Annotated in this window: 17 protein-coding genes; 11 read left to right on the forward strand and 6 right to left on the reverse strand. The window is 66.3% G+C overall.

The features are described 5' to 3' along the window. Positions 1-65 precede the first annotated feature (65 nt). The 5 genes from D8676_RS05760 (at position 66) to D8676_RS05780 (ending at position 4444) form a co-directional block, all read left to right on the forward strand. Positions 66-890: an ABC transporter ATP-binding protein gene (locus D8676_RS05760; RefSeq protein WP_121579905.1), complete on the forward strand. Its 825-nt coding sequence runs from the start codon at positions 66-68 to the stop codon at positions 888-890. Between the two features lie 133 nt (positions 891-1023). Then, complete coding sequence (locus D8676_RS05765) at positions 1024-1251, forward strand: aa3-type cytochrome c oxidase subunit IV (protein WP_121579906.1); 228 nt, start codon at positions 1024-1026, stop codon at positions 1249-1251. Between the two features lie 82 nt (positions 1252-1333). Further along, positions 1334-2626: a Re/Si-specific NAD(P)(+) transhydrogenase subunit alpha gene (locus D8676_RS05770; protein ID WP_121579907.1), complete on the forward strand. Its 1293-nt coding sequence runs from the start codon at positions 1334-1336 to the stop codon at positions 2624-2626. Further along, the gene (locus D8676_RS05775; protein ID WP_121579908.1) at positions 2626-3045 is read left to right on the forward strand and encodes a proton-translocating transhydrogenase family protein; all 420 of its coding nucleotides are present in this window, start codon (positions 2626-2628) and stop codon (positions 3043-3045) included. The genes D8676_RS05770 and D8676_RS05775 overlap by 1 nt, the downstream gene beginning before the upstream one ends. Position 3046: 1 nt before the next feature. Beyond that, positions 3047-4444 (forward strand): NAD(P)(+) transhydrogenase (Re/Si-specific) subunit beta, encoded by a 1398-nt coding sequence (locus D8676_RS05780; RefSeq protein WP_121579909.1) that lies wholly within the window; start codon positions 3047-3049, stop codon positions 4442-4444. Here the strand turns inward: D8676_RS05780 and D8676_RS27635 are convergent. Further along, positions 4438-4698, reverse strand: coding sequence for a hypothetical protein (locus D8676_RS27635; protein ID WP_245426624.1), 261 nt, complete (start codon positions 4696-4698; stop codon positions 4438-4440). The genes D8676_RS05780 and D8676_RS27635 overlap by 7 nt on opposite strands. Between D8676_RS27635 and D8676_RS05785 the strand changes: the two genes are divergently transcribed. After that, entirely contained in the window at positions 4624-5334 is a 711-nt protein-coding gene (locus D8676_RS05785; RefSeq protein WP_245426674.1) for an aminoglycoside phosphotransferase family protein, read from the forward strand. The genes D8676_RS27635 and D8676_RS05785 overlap by 75 nt on opposite strands. 52 nt (positions 5335-5386) lie before the next feature. On the opposite strand, the gene D8676_RS05790 is transcribed toward D8676_RS05785, so the two are convergent. The 4 genes from D8676_RS05790 to rpsU form a co-directional block, all read right to left on the reverse strand. Continuing rightward, the gene (locus D8676_RS05790; protein WP_121579911.1) at positions 5387-5872 is read right to left on the reverse strand and encodes a DUF992 domain-containing protein; all 486 of its coding nucleotides are present in this window, start codon (positions 5870-5872) and stop codon (positions 5387-5389) included. Positions 5873-5960: 88 nt separating this feature from the next. After that, positions 5961-6440 carry a DUF992 domain-containing protein gene (locus D8676_RS05795; RefSeq protein WP_121579912.1) on the reverse strand — a complete coding sequence of 160 codons (480 nt, stop codon included), beginning with the start codon at positions 6438-6440 and terminating at the stop codon, positions 5961-5963. Positions 6441-6483: 43 nt separating this feature from the next. Next, positions 6484-7332 (reverse strand): tetratricopeptide repeat protein, encoded by an 849-nt coding sequence (locus tag D8676_RS05800; RefSeq protein WP_121579913.1) that lies wholly within the window; start codon positions 7330-7332, stop codon positions 6484-6486. 153 nt (positions 7333-7485) lie between these two features. Next, positions 7486-7743, reverse strand: coding sequence for a 30S ribosomal protein S21 (gene rpsU / locus D8676_RS05805; RefSeq protein WP_121579914.1), 258 nt, complete (start codon positions 7741-7743; stop codon positions 7486-7488). Between the two features lie 270 nt (positions 7744-8013). On the opposite strand from rpsU, the gene D8676_RS05810 reads away from it, so the two are divergent. Further along, positions 8014-9225 carry an MFS transporter gene (locus tag D8676_RS05810; protein WP_245426626.1) on the forward strand — a complete coding sequence of 404 codons (1212 nt, stop codon included), beginning with the start codon at positions 8014-8016 and terminating at the stop codon, positions 9223-9225. A gap of 37 nt (positions 9226-9262) precedes the next feature. Here the strand turns inward: D8676_RS05810 and D8676_RS05815 are convergent, their stop codons facing one another. Next, a complete protein-coding gene (locus tag D8676_RS05815) occupies positions 9263-10021 on the reverse strand; it encodes an SDR family oxidoreductase (protein ID WP_121579915.1) in 759 nt (252 codons plus the stop codon). A gap of 246 nt (positions 10022-10267) precedes the next feature. Here D8676_RS05815 and D8676_RS05820 point away from each other — a divergent pair, with 246 nt between their 5' ends. Genes D8676_RS05820 through D8676_RS05835 form a run of 4 tightly spaced genes read left to right on the forward strand, consistent with a single transcriptional unit; the run spans position 10268 to position 15464 of the window. Then, the gene (locus tag D8676_RS05820) at positions 10268-11521 is read left to right on the forward strand and encodes a sarcosine oxidase subunit beta (protein WP_121580430.1); all 1254 of its coding nucleotides are present in this window, start codon (positions 10268-10270) and stop codon (positions 11519-11521) included. A gap of 13 nt (positions 11522-11534) precedes the next feature. Then, entirely contained in the window at positions 11535-11918 is a 384-nt protein-coding gene (locus D8676_RS05825; RefSeq protein ID WP_121579916.1) for a sarcosine oxidase subunit delta, read from the forward strand. Continuing rightward, on the forward strand, positions 11918-14914 hold the full coding sequence (locus tag D8676_RS05830) for a sarcosine oxidase subunit alpha (protein WP_121579917.1): 2997 nt from the start codon (positions 11918-11920) through the stop codon (positions 14912-14914). Before D8676_RS05825 ends, D8676_RS05830 begins: the two co-directional genes overlap by 1 nt. Next, positions 14907-15464: a sarcosine oxidase subunit gamma gene (locus D8676_RS05835; RefSeq protein WP_121579918.1), complete on the forward strand. Its 558-nt coding sequence runs from the start codon at positions 14907-14909 to the stop codon at positions 15462-15464. Before D8676_RS05830 ends, D8676_RS05835 begins: the two co-directional genes overlap by 8 nt. Position 15465 lies beyond the last annotated feature (1 nt).

A 15465-nucleotide genomic window follows, 5' to 3' on the forward strand; every position in this document is an offset into this window, starting at 1 on the left:
TCCGGCCCTTCGGGCCACCTTATCCCCGTGAACGGGGAGAAGGGGTCGTCCACGCTGGAGCCCGCATGACGAACCTTTCTCCAGATTCAACCCCGATCCTCTCGGTGAACAACATCGAGGTGATCTACGATCACGTCATCCTGGTGCTGAAGGGCGTGTCGCTTACGGTGCCGCAGGGCGGCATCACCGCGCTGCTCGGCGCCAACGGGGCCGGCAAGACGACGACTCTGAAGGCGATCTCCAACCTGCTGCGCACCGAGCGCGGCGAGGTGACCAAAGGCTCGATCGTCTTCGACGGCCAGCAGGTGCAGGCGCTGTCGCCCGACGATCTGGTGCGGCGCGGCTGCATCCAGGTTCTGGAGGGCCGGCGCTGCTTCGGCCATCTCTCGGTCGAGGACAACCTGGCCGCCGGCGCGTTCACGAGGCGCGACGGCAAGGCCGCCATCCGCGCCGACCTCGACCTGGTCTACGACTATTTCCCGCGGCTGAAAGTCCGGCGGAACAGCATGGCCGGCTATACGTCTGGCGGCGAGCAGCAGATGGTGGCGATCGGCCGTGCCCTGATGTCGCGGCCGAAGATGATCCTGCTCGACGAGCCGTCCATGGGGCTCGCCCCGCAACTGGTGGAAGAAATCTTCGGCATCGTGGAGAAGCTCAACCGGGAGCAGGGCGTCTCCTTCCTGCTTGCCGAGCAGAATACCAATATCGCGCTGCGTTTCGCCAAATATGGCTACATACTGGAATCGGGACGGGTCGTGCTCGACGGCGATGCCGGCGTGCTGCGCGAGAACGAGGACGTGAAGGAATTCTACCTCGGCATCGCAGCCGAGGGCCGCAAGTCGTTCCGGGACGCCAAGCACTACAAGCGGCGCAAGCGCTGGCTGGCCTGAGCGTCGCGCCGGGACACGATCCGATCTTATCAAGTCCTTTGACACTCTTGTCGCAGGCGGCACGGCAATCCTGCCATTGCCCTTGGCCTGGCTTTTCGGTATGTGCGCTTGAGAGCTATCCGGAGGATTTTGCATGGCCGACCACTCGCCGACCGGACCCGTCGAAACGGGCGCGCAGATGGACTATATCGAACACGAGAAAACCTACGCGGCTTTCACGACGCTCGCGAAGTATGGATCGCTGTTCTGCGCCGCGGTGCTCATAGCCATGGCCTTCGGTTTCTTCACCAGCGCCGGCTTCTTTTCGGCGACGATCCTTTTCATCCTGGTCTGCGCCGTCGGCTGGTTCATCCTCCGCTAAGGCTCGATCTCTCCATCCGCCGGACAGCCAGATTCCGGCCATCGCTTAACGTTGGGTAAGGTTCCGGCCGAAAGGACATGCGGTGGGACAGATAGCATTCATCCCCAAGGAAGTTGAGGCTGGAGAGCCGCGAGTTGGGGCGTCGCCGGAGACGGTGAAACGGCTTGCCGGCCTTGGCTTCGAGGTGATCGTGGAGGCGGGCGCCGGGCTTGGCTCGCGCATCACCGACGACGAATTCGCCAAGGCGGGTGCTGCGATCGGCAAGGCCGCGGATGCGGGCCGCGCCGATCTGGTGCTGAAGGTCCGCCGACCGACGGAAGCCGAGCTCAAGGGCTACAAACCAGGGGCGGCGGTCATCGCCACCATGGACCCCTATGGCCACGACGCGGCGGTGGCGGCGATGGCGAAAGCCGGCATCACCGCCTTCGCGATGGAATTCATGCCGCGCATCTCCAGGGCGCAGGTGATGGACGTGCTGTCCTCGCAGGCCAATCTCGCCGGCTACCAGGCGGTGATCGACGGCGCCGCCGAATATGACCGCGCGCTGCCGATGATGATGACGGCGGCCGGCACGGTTCCGGCGGCGAAAGTGTTCATCATGGGCGTCGGCGTCGCCGGCCTGCAGGCGATCGCCACGGCCCGGCGGCTTGGCGCGGTGGTCACCGCGACCGACGTGCGCCCGGCGGTGAAGGAGCAGGTTCAGTCGCTCGGCGCAAAGTTCCTGGCGGTCGAGGACGAGGAGTTCAAGGCGGCCGAGACCGCCGGCGGCTACGCCAAGGAGATGTCGAAGGAATACCAGGCCAAGCAGGCGGCGCTCACCGCCGAGCACATCGCCAAGCAGGACATCGTCATCACCACGGCGCTGATCCCGGGACGGCCGGCGCCGAAGCTGGTGTCGGCGGCCATGGTCGCCTCGATGAAGCCGGGTTCGGTGCTGGTCGACCTCGCGGTCGAGCGCGGCGGCAATGTCGAAGGCGCCGTCGCCGGCGCGGTCATCACGCTCGACAACGGCGTCAAGATCGTCGGCCATCTCAACGTGCCCGGCCGCGTCGCGGCGTCGGCCTCGCTGCTCTATGCCAAGAACCTCTACGCCTTCGTCGAGACGATGGTCGACAAGACCACCAAGGCCTTTGCCGTCAACCGCGAGGACGAACTGGTCAAGGCGACCATGCTGACCGACGCCGGCAAGGTCGTGCATCCGGCCTTCGCCGATGCGGCGGCTGCCGCCGAAAAGGCCGCGGCGGAACAGAAGAGCGCCGACGAGCCGGCCGCCGGGGGCGAACCGGCAAAGGCCGAGAAGAAACCGGCCGCCCGGAAATCGAAGAAGGCGGCATCGGGGCCGACATCCGGGCCAGCATCTGGGGGAGAGGCGTGATGGAGAAGACCGCGCTCGAACAGGCGCTCGACCAGCTCGAACAGGCGATCGGTACTGCCCGCGCCGCACTCGCCAATGTCGAAGGCAGCGCGGCAGCGGCCGGCGACGCGGCGCACGCGCTGTCGGGCGGCGCCATCGACCCCTTCGTCTTCCGCTTCGCCATCTTCGTGCTGGCGATCTTCGTCGGCTACTACGTGGTCTGGTCGGTGACGCCGGCGCTGCATACGCCGCTGATGGCCGTCACCAACGCCATCTCCTCGGTCATCGTGGTCGGCGCTCTGCTGGCAGTCGGCATCTCCGCCTCGGGGCTTGCCACCGGCTTCGGCTTCGTTGCGCTGGTGCTCGCCTCGGTGAACATCTTCGGCGGCTTCCTGGTCACCCAGCGCATGCTCGCCATGTACAAGAAGAAGGAGAAGTGACGTGAACGCCAACGTCGCCTCCTTCCTCTATCTCGTCTCCGGCATCCTGTTCATCCTGGCGCTGAGGGGGCTGTCGCACCCGACGACCTCCAGGCAGGGCAATCTGTTCGGCATGATCGGCATGGCCATCGCCATCGCCACCACGCTGGCGCTGGCGACCCCCAGCGCCACCGGCTTCGGCCTGATCGTGCTTGGCCTCGCCATCGGCGGCGGCGTCGGCGCGGTGACTGCGCGGCGCATCGCCATGACCTCGATGCCGCAGCTGGTCGCCGCCTTCCACAGCCTCGTCGGCCTTGCCGCGGTGATGGTGGCGGCAGCCGCCATGTACGCGCCGGAAAGCTTTGGCATCGGCACCGCCGGCGACATCCACGGCCAGGCGCTCATCGAGATGAGCCTCGGCGTCGCCATCGGCGCCATCACCTTCACCGGCTCGGTCATCGCCTTCCTGAAGCTCGACGGGCGCATGTCCGGCAAGCCGATCATGCTGCCCGGCCGCCACCTGCTCAACGCCGCGCTCGGCATCGGGCTCGTCGTGCTGATCGTCATGCTCGTCTCGACCGAGAGTTTTACTATCTTCTGGCTGATCGTCGCGGTTTCGCTGCTGCTCGGCGTGCTCCTGATCATCCCGATCGGCGGCGCTGACATGCCGGTCGTCGTGTCGATGCTGAACTCCTATTCCGGCTGGGCGGCGGCCGCACTCGGCTTCACGCTCGGCAACCTGGCGCTCATCATCACCGGCGCGCTGGTCGGCTCGTCGGGCGCCATCCTGTCCTACATCATGTGCAAGGGCATGAACCGCTCCTTCATCTCCGTTATCCTCGGCGGCTTCGGCGGCGAGACCGCCGCTGCGTCCGACGACGGCATCGAGCGCACGGTGAAGCAGGGCTCGGCCGACGACGCCGCCTATCTGATGATGAACGCGCAGAAGGTCATCATCGTGCCCGGCTACGGCATGGCGGTCGCCCAGGCGCAGCATGCGCTGCGCGAGATGGCCCACAAGCTGAAGGCCGCCGGGGTCGAGGTGAAATACGCCATCCACCCGGTGGCCGGCCGCATGCCCGGCCACATGAACGTGCTGTTGGCCGAAGCCAACGTGCCCTATGACGAGGTGTTCGAGCTCGAGGACATCAACTCCGAGTTCGCGCAGGCCGACGTCGCCTATGTCATCGGCGCCAACGACGTCACCAACCCGTCCGCGCGCGACGACAAGAGCTCGCCCATCTACGGCATGCCGATCCTCGACGTCGACAAGGCGCGCACCTGCCTGTTCGTCAAGCGCTCGCTCGGCTCCGGCTACGCAGGCATCGACAACACGCTGTTCTACAAGGACGGCACCATGATGCTCCTCGGCGACGCCAAGAAGATGACCGAGGAAATCGTAAAGGCAATGGATCACTGATCGATCTTCAGGTTCCAGACAGCGTACCCGATGCCTTCCGGGCGGCTATCCTGGCCGCCCATCCTTCCTTCGCCGGCAAGTCCTTCACAGTTGCCGGCCGGGGCTGGCACAGCATTGCCGTCGATGTCGGCGGCCGGTTCATAGCGAAGTTTCCCGAGGGTGCGGAGGCCGAGGAGGCGCTGAGGCGCGAGGCATCGCTGCTGGCTGCCGTCCGGCCGCGGCTCACCATGGCGGTGCCGGACATGACGATCCATGAAGGGCCGCCCCTATTCTCCCTGCACGGCAAGCTGCCGGGCGGGACGCTCGATGGCGGGGGCTATGCGCGGCTCGATGAGGAAGCCCGCCGCCGGCTGGCGGATGACGTTGCGCTTTTCCTGGTCGAGCTGCATGCGATCGAGCCGGCCGTCATGCGCGAGGCCGGAGCCGGTCCGGTTGGCTGGTGGGATACGGAAGAGGCCACGCTGGCGCCTGTCTGGCCGCTGCTGCCCGAGCATATCCGTGGCCCGGCCCAGGCCGCTATCGCCAACTACCGCCGGCTGTCGCCGGACCCGCTCGGCGAGGTCTACGGCTTCTTCGACGCGCATGGATGGAACATGGCCTTCGATCACGGAGAAGGCCGATTGAAGGGCATATTCGACTTCGCGGATTCAGGCTTCGGCCCGCCGCACCGCGAGTTCGTGCAGATATCGCTGATCGCTCCCGAGCTCGCGGCGCGCACCGTGGAGGCCTACCAGGCCCGGACAGGCAGGGTGCTCGACAGGGGGCGCGTCTTTCTGCTGACTGCCGCAATGCGCCTCTCGGAACTCGCCGGAGCAATCGAGACGGGCGAGCATGTCGACGGCATCCGCGGCTTTGTGCTCGACTGGTTCGAGCAGCGCGTACTGCGCTAAGCAATTGCCGGCCGCGCCTGGCGCGACCGGCTAATGTCACCGACGAGGGCGGTCAGCCCGCCGCGGTCCGCAGCTTGAATTCGGTGACGCCGACGGCGAGGTTGACGCCGGTCTGCGCCTGGACGCTCAGCGGCTGCAGCGAGAAGGTGCGGTTCGAGCCGCCGACCAGCACATTGGCGCCGGCGCCGATCGCGGCAGACGCCTCCGCGCTGGCGCCGACATAGTCGCCCGACAGCGCGCCCGGCGCATAGAGGTCGGCGTTCGGCGCAAGCACCGCCCAGGTGATCAGGGTTTCGCCGGTGACGCCGACGTCGAGCCCGATCTTGCTGATCGTGCCGTGATAGTTCTCCGGTGCGAGGTTCTTGTCGGCCGGCCGGTAGGTGCAGAGCACATCCTTGGTGGAGCCGATGATGAAGCCGGCGCCGCCCTCGACCTTGCAGTCGAGCACGCCGAGTTCCATGCCCTTGGTCTGGGAATTGGCCGCGGGCATGGCTGCCAGCATTGCTGCGGACGCAGCCGCGATAAGCAGATATTTCATGTCGGAACCTCCTTCAAAACTTTCGTCAACAACTGTCGACGCGGTTTCAAGGTTCCATCCCGGCCCGCCGGAAGGGCCGGAAGCCGGGCTATTTCAGCGGCTGGTATAGCCTCATCGACGTCACGGCCAGCGCGAGATTGACGCCGGTCTGCGCCTGGACGCTCAGCGGCTGCAGGCTGAACGATCGCTGGAAGCCGCCGACGAGCAGGTTGGCGCCGCCGCCAGCGACGACGCTCGCTTCGGCTGTCGCGCCGAGATAATTGCCGGCAAGCTGCCCGCCTTCGTAGTCGCTTGTGACGGCGAGGACCGCCCATACCAGCGAGCCCTGATGGGTGACGCCGAGGTCGACGCCAATCTTGGAGATGATGCCGGTGTAGCGCTCCTTGTGGCCGCCGCCGGACGGCTTGAAGGTGCAGTCGAGCCCCTTGTGGGAGGCGATGACGAGCGCGGTGCCTCCTTCAATGTCGCAGGTGAGGATACCGAGCCTCATGGTTCCGGCGCTGGCCGGAGCGGCGAGCAAAGCCGTCATGAGCGATGCTGCGAAGACGGAGGCGGTTCTCTTGATCATCGGAGTCCTCCAACGGTTTCGTGTGAAATGCCGGGGCCCGGGTTCAGGTTCCCCTGGTGCGGGCCAGCCCATCCACGGCGGGCTTGTAGTTCGGGTCCAGCCGCACGGCCTGCTGGTACGATTTCGCTGCCTTGGCCTTGTCGCCGCGCCGCTCGTAGACCAGCGCCTGGTTGGCCCAGCTCTCGGCGACCTTGCCGTCGAGCTTGATCGCCGTGTTGAAGTCGGAGAAGGCGTTGTCCTCGTCGTTCGTCGCCAGGTAGGAGAGACCGCGGCCGTTATATGGCTCGGGCGCGTTGGGTGACAGCGAGATGGAGGTCGAGAAATCCTCGATCGCGAAGGCGTGCTGTCCCTGGCTCTGATAGATCAGGCCGCGATTGTGGTAGGCGCGCGCATCGGTGGTGTCGAGCTGGATCGCCTTCTGGAAATCGTTGAAGGCGAGCGTCACCTGGCCCGTCTTGCGGTAGAGATTGCCGCGCCCGATATAGGCGGCGTCGTAGTTCGGGTTGAGCTGGATCGACCGGTTGTAGTCGTTGAGGGCTGCCTGCTGGTCGCCCATGAAGCGGTAGATCAGCGCCCGGTTGGAATAGGCCTGGTAGAAGTTGGGCCGGAGCTCGATCGCCTTGTTGAAATCGTTCAGCGCCTCGCGGTACTTGCCGCCGCGGCCATAGGCCGACCCGCGAACGTTGTAAGCTTCCGGATCCTGCGGATTGCGGCTGATGACGGCGGTCAGCGAAGAGATGTTCTGCTGCGAGCCCTGCGCCGTGTCGATGGTGGTGAGTTCGCCGCTCGGGCCGCTTTGGCAGGCGGAAAGCAGGAGGCCGGCAAACAATGCCGCCATTATCGTCGCGCCGCCAGACTTCGTCCGCTTGCGGTCGCCAATGGCTGCTTTCATCGCGCTCTTCCCTCAGATGCCGGGCCTGCTACGCCGGATTCATGATCCCCGCACCGCGTCCCCACGCGCGATGAAAAAACGAAAGGTGGCGGCGATTCACATCGCCCCACCCTGATGGTCGTATCGCCGGAAAAGGACGAAAAGTGGGCGTGCTCAGCGCGCCGGACGCCCTGCACCGCCGGCCGGGGCCGGACGCGGCGTCATCGGCAGCAGACCCTCGCGCTGGGCGCGCTTGCGGGCCAGCTTGCGGGCGCGGCGAACGGCCTCGGCCTTTTCGCGGGCGCGCTTCTCGGAAGGCTTCTCGTAATGTCCGCGCATCTTCATCTCGCGGAAGATGCCTTCGCGCTGCATTTTCTTCTTGAGGGCGCGGAGCGCCTGATCAACATTGTTGTCGCGGACGAGTACCTGCACGGGCGATCCTGCTTTTCGTGTTCAGAAACAAGGTGCTAGGTCGGGGTCAACGCCTACGGCCAAGCGCCTCCGCGGCGGCCTCCACCGCGAATTGGGGCGGCTGATAGCAGAATCAGGGCAGGTTGTCGAGTGTGGATCGCAGTATCATATGGCGGCCGAAGCGGCCATACTGGCACCAAAGCTTAGCAGGACTGCATCATACGCTTGACGCAGCCGGGGCGTATTGCACCCCTGACGCGCGTGCGTCAGGGCATTCTTCCGAGACGGGCAGTGACCGAGATCAGCATAAAGGGGCGGCCTTCGAGCGCCGACAGTACAGTCTTTGCCGTCATCGTGGCGGTGAGCCTGTGCCACTTCATCAACGACGTGATGCAGTCGCTGCTCGCCGCGATCTACCCCTTGCTGAAGGACAACTACCATCTCGACTTCTGGCAGATCGGCGTGCTGACGCTGGCCTTCCAGGGGACGGCCTCGCTGCTGCAGCCGCTGATCGGCATGTACACAGACAAGCGGCCGCTTCCCTATTCGCTGCCGGTCGGCATGGCGTCGTCGCTTGTCGGCCTGATCGTCCTCGCCTACGCGCACACCTATCCGGTCCTCATCGCGGGCGCGATGCTGATCGGCCTGGGTTCGGCGATCTTCCATCCGGAATCCTCGCGTGTCGCCCGCCTCGCATCCGGCGGCCGCTTCGGCCTGGCGCAGTCCCTGTTCCAGCTCGGCGGCAATTTCGGCCAGGCAATCGGCCCGCTGCTGGCCGCCTTCATCGTCATGCCGTTCGGGCAGGGCAGCATCTCCTGGTTCGCCGTCGGCTCGCTGGTCGGTATCGTGGTGCTGTGGCAGGTGGGAGGCTGGTATGCGGCGCATCTGCGCGACCGCAGCGCGCGAAAGATGCCGGCATCGATGTTCCCGGCGCTGCCCAGGGCCAAGGTGGTGACCGCGCTCGTCGTGCTGATGATCCTCACCTTCTCGAAGAACATCTACGTGGCGGCGCTGTCGAGCTACTACACCTTCTACGCGATCGACAATTTCGGCGTCTCGGTGCAGGGCTCGCAGCTCATGCTGTTCGCCTTCCTCGCCGCGTCGGCGGCGGGGCTGGTGCTCGGCGGGCTGATCGGCGACCGCTTCGGGGCGAAGACCGTCATCTGGTTCTCGATCCTCGGCGCGCTGCCCTTCACCCTGGCGCTGCCCTATGCCGACCTGTTCTGGATCAACGTGCTTGCCGTCCTGATCGGCCTCATCCTGTCGTCGGCCTTTTCGGCGATCGTGGTGTTCGCCCAGGAACTGGTGCCCGGCCGTGTCGGCCTGATCGCGGGCATATTCTTCGGGCTCGCCTTCGGCTTCGGCGGCATAGGCGCCGCGGCGCTCGGCGTGCTCGCCGACTACAAGGGCATCGAATATGTCTTCTGGCTGTGCTCGTTCCTGCCGCTGCTCGGCCTGCTCACCATCTTCCTGCCAAACATGACCGGCCCCAAGGCTAGCTGAAGCCGGCACGCGGCATGCCGCGTGCCTCCGGATCGCATCAGGTCCGGTTGATCGACACGCCGCCATCGGCGAACAGGGCGGCTCCGGTGGTGAAGCTCGAGGCGTCGGAGGCGAGATAGAGCGCGGAACGTGCGATCTCCTCCGGCTGGGCGACGCGTTTAAGCGCATGCAATCCTTCGACGAAGCTGCGTGTTTCAGGCGTCTTGAAGGTCGCCGACGGCGTGTCGGTGCCGCCCGGCAGCAGGGCGTTCACACGGATGCCTTTCGGACCGTATTCGGCGGCGAGCACCTGGGTCAGGCCGATCAGCCCCGCCTTGCTCGCCGCATAGGCCGCCATTCCGGGCATGCCGACAGTGTGGCCCACGAATGTCGAGGTGAAGATCAACGAGCCGCCCCCGCGTTCGACCAGCGCCGGTATCTGGTGTTTCGCGCCAAGGAACGCGCCGGTCAGGTTTGTCTCGAGCGTATTGCGCCAGTCGTCGGCGGACAGTTCCGAAATCGGGCCCATGGCACCGACTGTCGCCGCATTGTTGAAGGCGATGTCGAGGCCGCCGAATGCATCGGTGGCGAGCTCGACAAGCGCTTTGGCATAGGCCTCGTCGCGCACGTCGCCGGCAAGCGCCCGTGCGCTGCCGCCGGCCTCGGCGATTTCCGCGGCCACCGATTCAAGCTCATCCCGGCGGCGGGCAGCCAGCACGACGCTCGCGCCGTGTTCCGCGAACAGCTTGGCCGCCGCCCGGCCGATTCCGGAACTCGCGCCGGTGACGATTGCGACCTTGTCGGTGAGTTCGAACATGTCCTGCTCCCTTGGTTGCGCGGCCATGGTGGCCGTTTCCCGGGAGATGACAATTTGCCGCCGCTGCAACCACCCGATACTTGCCGGGCGGGAAGGGATATTCGATCGCACCGGGGCTGGCGCAAAGCGGCAAGCGCCGTCGCTATCAGTGCAAGGGTGACACGGGCTTTTCGCTAGTGCTACACCTCGCGCCGGCCGGGAAAGCCGGCGGTTGGTCCCTTGGGCATCTGCGAGGCCGTCGAAGACATGCGGAAATATTCGGTATTCGCCATCGCCAGGGAGGCCATGCGCGGCCACAAGGGCTGGGAGGAGCAGTGGTCCTCGCCCGAGCCTCGCTCGGAATACGACGTGATCATCGTCGGCGCCGGCGGCCACGGCCTCGCCACCGCCTATTATCTCGCCAAGGAGCATGGCATCACCAATGTCGCGGTGCTCGAAAAGGGCTGGCTCGGCGGCGGCAACACCGGCCGCAACACGACCATCATCCGCTCCAACTACCTCTATGACGAGTCCGCCGGCATCTACGACCACGCGGTAAAGCTGTGGGACGGGCTCAGCCAGGATCTCAACTACAACGTCATGTATTCGCCGCGCGGCGTGATGATGCTGGCGCACAATGTGCATGACCTGCAGGTGCTGAAGCGCCACATCCACGCCAACCGGCTGAACGGCGTCGACAACGAGTTCCTGACGCCCGAGCAGGCGAAGGAGTTCTGCCCGCCGCTGAACATCTCGAAGAATGCCCGCTACCCCGTGATGGGAGCCGCCCTGCAGCGGCGCGGCGGCACGGCGCGTCACGACGCGGTTGCCTGGGGCTATGCACGTGGTGCTTCGGCGCGCGGCGTCCACATCATCCAGAACTGCGAGGTCAAGGGCATCAAGCGCTCGGCGAACGGCGCCGTCACCGGCGTCGAGACGACGCGCGGCTTCATCGGGGCGAAGAAGGTCGGCGTGGTCGCGGCCGGCCATTCCTCCGTCATCATGGACATGGCCGGCGTCAGGATGCCGCTCGAATCCTATCCGCTGCAGGCGCTGGTGTCGGAGCCGGTGAAACCGGTCTTCCCCTGCGTGGTGATGTCGAACACGGTGCACGCCTATATCTCGCAGTCCGACAAGGGCGAACTGGTGATCGGCGCCGGCACCGACCAGTACGTCTCCTATTCGCAGACCGGGGGCTTGCACATCCTCAACCACACGCTCGACGCGATCTGCGAGATGTTCCCGATGTTCACGCGCATGAAGATGCTGCGCTCCTGGGGCGGCATCGTCGACGTGACGCCCGACCGTTCGCCGATCCTGGCAAAGACGCCGGTGAAGGGCCTCTACGTTAATTGCGGCTGGGGCACGGGCGGCTTCAAGGCGACGCCGGGTTCGGGCCACGTTTTCGCCCACACCATCGCCAACGACAATCCGCACCCGATCAACGCGCCGTTCACGCTGGAGCGGTTCAAGACCGGCCGGCTGATCGACGAGGCGGCTGCCGCCGCCGTGGCGCACTAGGAGGCCGCGGAAAATGCTTCTCATCCGTTGCCCCTATTGCGAGGAAGAGCGTCCGGAGCTGGAGTTCCGCAATGCCGGCGAGGCGCATGTCGCGCGCTCGACCGACATGGCCGCGATCAGCGACGACGATTTCGAAAAGTTCTTCTTCATCCGCTCCAACCCCAAGGGCATCATCTTCGAGCGTTGGCGCCACATCCATGGCTGCGCGCGCTTCTTCAATGCCGCGCGCGACACGGTGACGGACAAGTTCCTGGTCACCTACAAGGCCGGTGAGCCGAAGCCCGATCTGGAGGGGCTGGTATCGAATGAGCCGGCCGCCTATGCCAATCGCCCGCCGGACCAGCTCAATGTGAAGAAACCCAGGCGCGCGCCTGCGAAGAAGAAGGGAGAGGCGTGATGGCCGAGCCTTTCCGCATCTCCGGCGCGGGCCGGCTGACACCGGCCAAGACCGCGCGCTTCACCTTCGACGGCAAGCCGTTCAGCGGCATAGAAGGCGATACGCTGGCGTCGGCGCTGCTCGCCAACGGCGTCCATCTCGTCGGGCGCTCGTTCAAGTACCACCGCCCGCGCGGCTTCCTCTCGGCGGGCGCCGAGGAGCCGAACGCGCTGGTCAGCATCGAGCGGGACGCGGCGCGCAAGACGCCGAACGTCCGCGCCACGGTGCAGGAGCTTTATGACGGGCTGGCCGCCCATTCGCAGAACCGCTGGCCGTCGCTCTCCTTCGACGTCGGCGCGGTCAACGACCTTGCTTCGCCCTTCTTCTCCGCCGGCTTCTACTACAAGACCTTCATGTGGCCGAAGGCTGCCTGGAAGAACCTGTACGAGCCGAAGATCCGCGCGGCCGCCGGCCTCGGCGTCGCGCCCGACCAGCCCGATCCCGACCACTATTCGTCGCGCTTCGCCCATTGCGAGGTGCTGGTGCTCGGCGGCGGCGCGTCCGGCATCGCCGCGGCACTGGCGGCGGCCGAGACCGGCGTGCGCGTCATCCTCGCCGACGAGCAGTCAGAGCTCGGCGGCGCGCTGCGCTTCGAGAGCGGCTCCAGGGTCGACGGGCAGGACGGTTTCGCCTGGGCCCAGGGCGCGGTCGCCAAGCTCGCGGCGATGGACAATGTCCGCCTGCTGCCGCGCACCACCGCTTTCGGATATTACGCGCAGAACTTCGTCGGCCTGACCGAGCGCGTCACCGACCATCTTGCCGCTCCAGGCCACGACCTGCCGCGCGAGCGGCTCTGGCAAATTCGGGCGAAGAAGGTCGTCATCGCCACCGGCGCCATCGAGCGGCAGATGGTGTTCGCCGACAATGATCGGCCGGGCGTCATGCTGGCTTCCGCCGCGCGCGCCTATCTCAACCATTACGGCGTCGCCGTCGGCAGACAAGTAGGCGTCTACACTGCCAATGACAGCGCCTATGCCGCCGCCATCGACCTCAAGAAAGCGGGCGTCAACATCGCGGCGATCGTCGACCTCAGGGACAATCCCTCGGGTCCGCTGATCGACGAGGCGCGGACGCTGGGCATCGAACTCAATCTCGGACGCGCCGTGGTCAAGGCGCGCGGAAACCTGCGCGTCTCCGCGATGGTCGTGCAGCCAAAGAACGGCGGTGCCGAACGCACGATCCCCGTCGATGCGCTGCTGATGTCGTCCGGCTGGACGCCGTCGGTGCACCTCTTCTCGCAGTCGCGCGGCAAGGTCGCCTTCGACGACGCCACGCGGCGCTTCCTGCCGGGCGCCTATGCGCAGGATTGCGTCTCGGTCGGCGCATGCAACGGCACCGACAGCCTGGAAGCGTCGCTCGACGAAGGCTACGCGGCGGGCGCCAAGGCGGCCAAGGAAGCCGGCGGCAAGGCAGTGCGGGGCGGCGCGAAGCCGAAGGCCGACGCGGGCGAGGGCTGGACGGGCGGCATGCTCGGCTCGGCCCCTGGAGCCGGAGCTGGCACGACTGTCAAGGCTTTCGTCGACTTCCAGAACGACGTCACCGCCAAGGATATTCGCCAGGCGGTGCACGAGGGCATGCGCTCGATCGAGCACGTCAAGCGCTTCACCACCAACGGCATGGCGACAGACCAGGGCAAGACCTCCAACATGCACGGCCTCGCCATCGCCGCCGAGACGCTCGGCAAGGAAATTCCAGAGGTCGGGCTCACCACTTTCCGCGCGCCCTACACGCCGGTCACCTTCGGCTCGATCGTCAACCATGCGCGTGGGCCGCTCTTTGACCCGACGCGCCGCACCGCGACCCATGACTGGGCGGAGCGCCAAGGCGCAGTGTTCGAAGATGTCGGCCAGTGGAAGCGCGCCTGGTATTTCCCGCGCGCCGGCGAGGATATGCACGCCGCCGTCAACCGCGAATGCGTCACCGTGCGCAAGGCGGCCGGTCTGTTCGACGCCTCCACGCTCGGCAAGATCGAGGTGGTTGGGCCGGACGCCGCGAAATTCATGGAGCTCCTCTACACCAATCCCTGGGAGAAGCTCGGGGTTGGCCGCTGCCGCTACGGCGTCATGCTGCGCGAGGACGGCTTCATCTATGACGACGGCGTCGTCGGGCGGCTGGCGGCCGACCGCTTCCACGTCACCACCACGACCGGTGGTGCTGCGCGCGTCATGAACATGATGGAGGACTACCTCCAGACCGAGTTCCCCGGGCTCAACGTGTGGCTGACCTCGACCTCGGAACAGTGGGCTGTCATCGCCGTACAGGGGCCGAAGTCGCGGGACATCATCGCGCCTTTCGTCGAGGGCATCGACCTCGCGGACGAGGCCCTGCCGCACATGTCGGTGCGCGAAGGCAAGATCTGCGGCGTGCCGACCCGGCTCTTCCGCATGTCCTTCTCCGGCGAACGCGGCTTCGAGGTCAACGTGCCGGCCGATTACGGCCTTGCCGTCTGGGAAGCGCTGTGGGCCGAAGGCCAGAAGCACGGCGCCTGCGCCTACGGCACCGAGACCATGCACGTGCTGCGCGCCGAAAAAGGCTATATCATCGTCGGCCAGGACACGGACGGCACAGTGACGCCCGCCGACGCCGGGCTCGACTGGGCCATAGGCAAGAAGAAGACCGATTTCGTCGGCATACGCGGCCTGTCCCGGCCCGACCTCGTTGCCCCTGGCCGCAAGCAGCTTGTCGGCCTGAAGACGAAGGATCCGAAGACGGTTCTGGAGGAGGGCGCGCAGGTCGTCGCCAATCCCAACCAGCCGATCCCGATGAAGATGATCGGCCATGTGACGTCGAGCTACTGGTCGGAGAATTGCGGCCGCTCGATCGCCCTGGCGCTGGTCGTCGACGGGCATTCGCGCATGGGCGAGACGCTGTTCGTGCCGATGCCGTCAGGGGTCATCGAAGTCGAGATCTGCTCAGCCGTGTTCTTCGACGAGAAGGGAGGCCGCCTCAATGGCTGATTCGGTTCAGGCGGCCGTCCGCAATCCGGCGCAGGCGGGTCGCGAATTCCAGGCGACCGGGGTCAAGCTCGCAACGCTGCCGCCGGCGCACCGCATCTCGTTGCGCGCGCCCGCCGCTTCTGTCGCCGCGCTCTCCAAGGCGCTCGGGCTGACGCTGCCCGAAAAACCGAAAACCTCGGCGTCGAAAGGCAGCCGCACCGCGCTGTGGCTCGGTCCCGACGAATGGCTGGTCATCGATGACGGCGCCAACGATCCGCTCCAGGATTGCGCCGGAGTCGAGGCGCTGCATTCGGCGGTCGGCATCTCGCACCGCAACATGGCGATCTCGGTGACGGGGCAGGGCGCCGAAAGCACCGTCAGCGCCGGTTGCCCGCAGGACCTGTCGCTTGCGGCCTTCCCGGTCGGCGCCTGCTCGCGCACCATCCTCGGCAAGTCCGAGATCGTTCTCCTGCGCACCGCCGACGAGGCGTTCCGCGTCGAATGCTGGCGCTCCTTCTCGGACTATGTCTTCACCTTCCTCACCGAAGCCGCGCGCGACGCCTCCGCCTGAG

The sequence above is a fragment of the Mesorhizobium sp. YM1C-6-2 genome (genome assembly GCF_003666685.1).
Classification (GTDB): Bacteria; Pseudomonadota; Alphaproteobacteria; order Rhizobiales; family Rhizobiaceae; genus Mesorhizobium_K.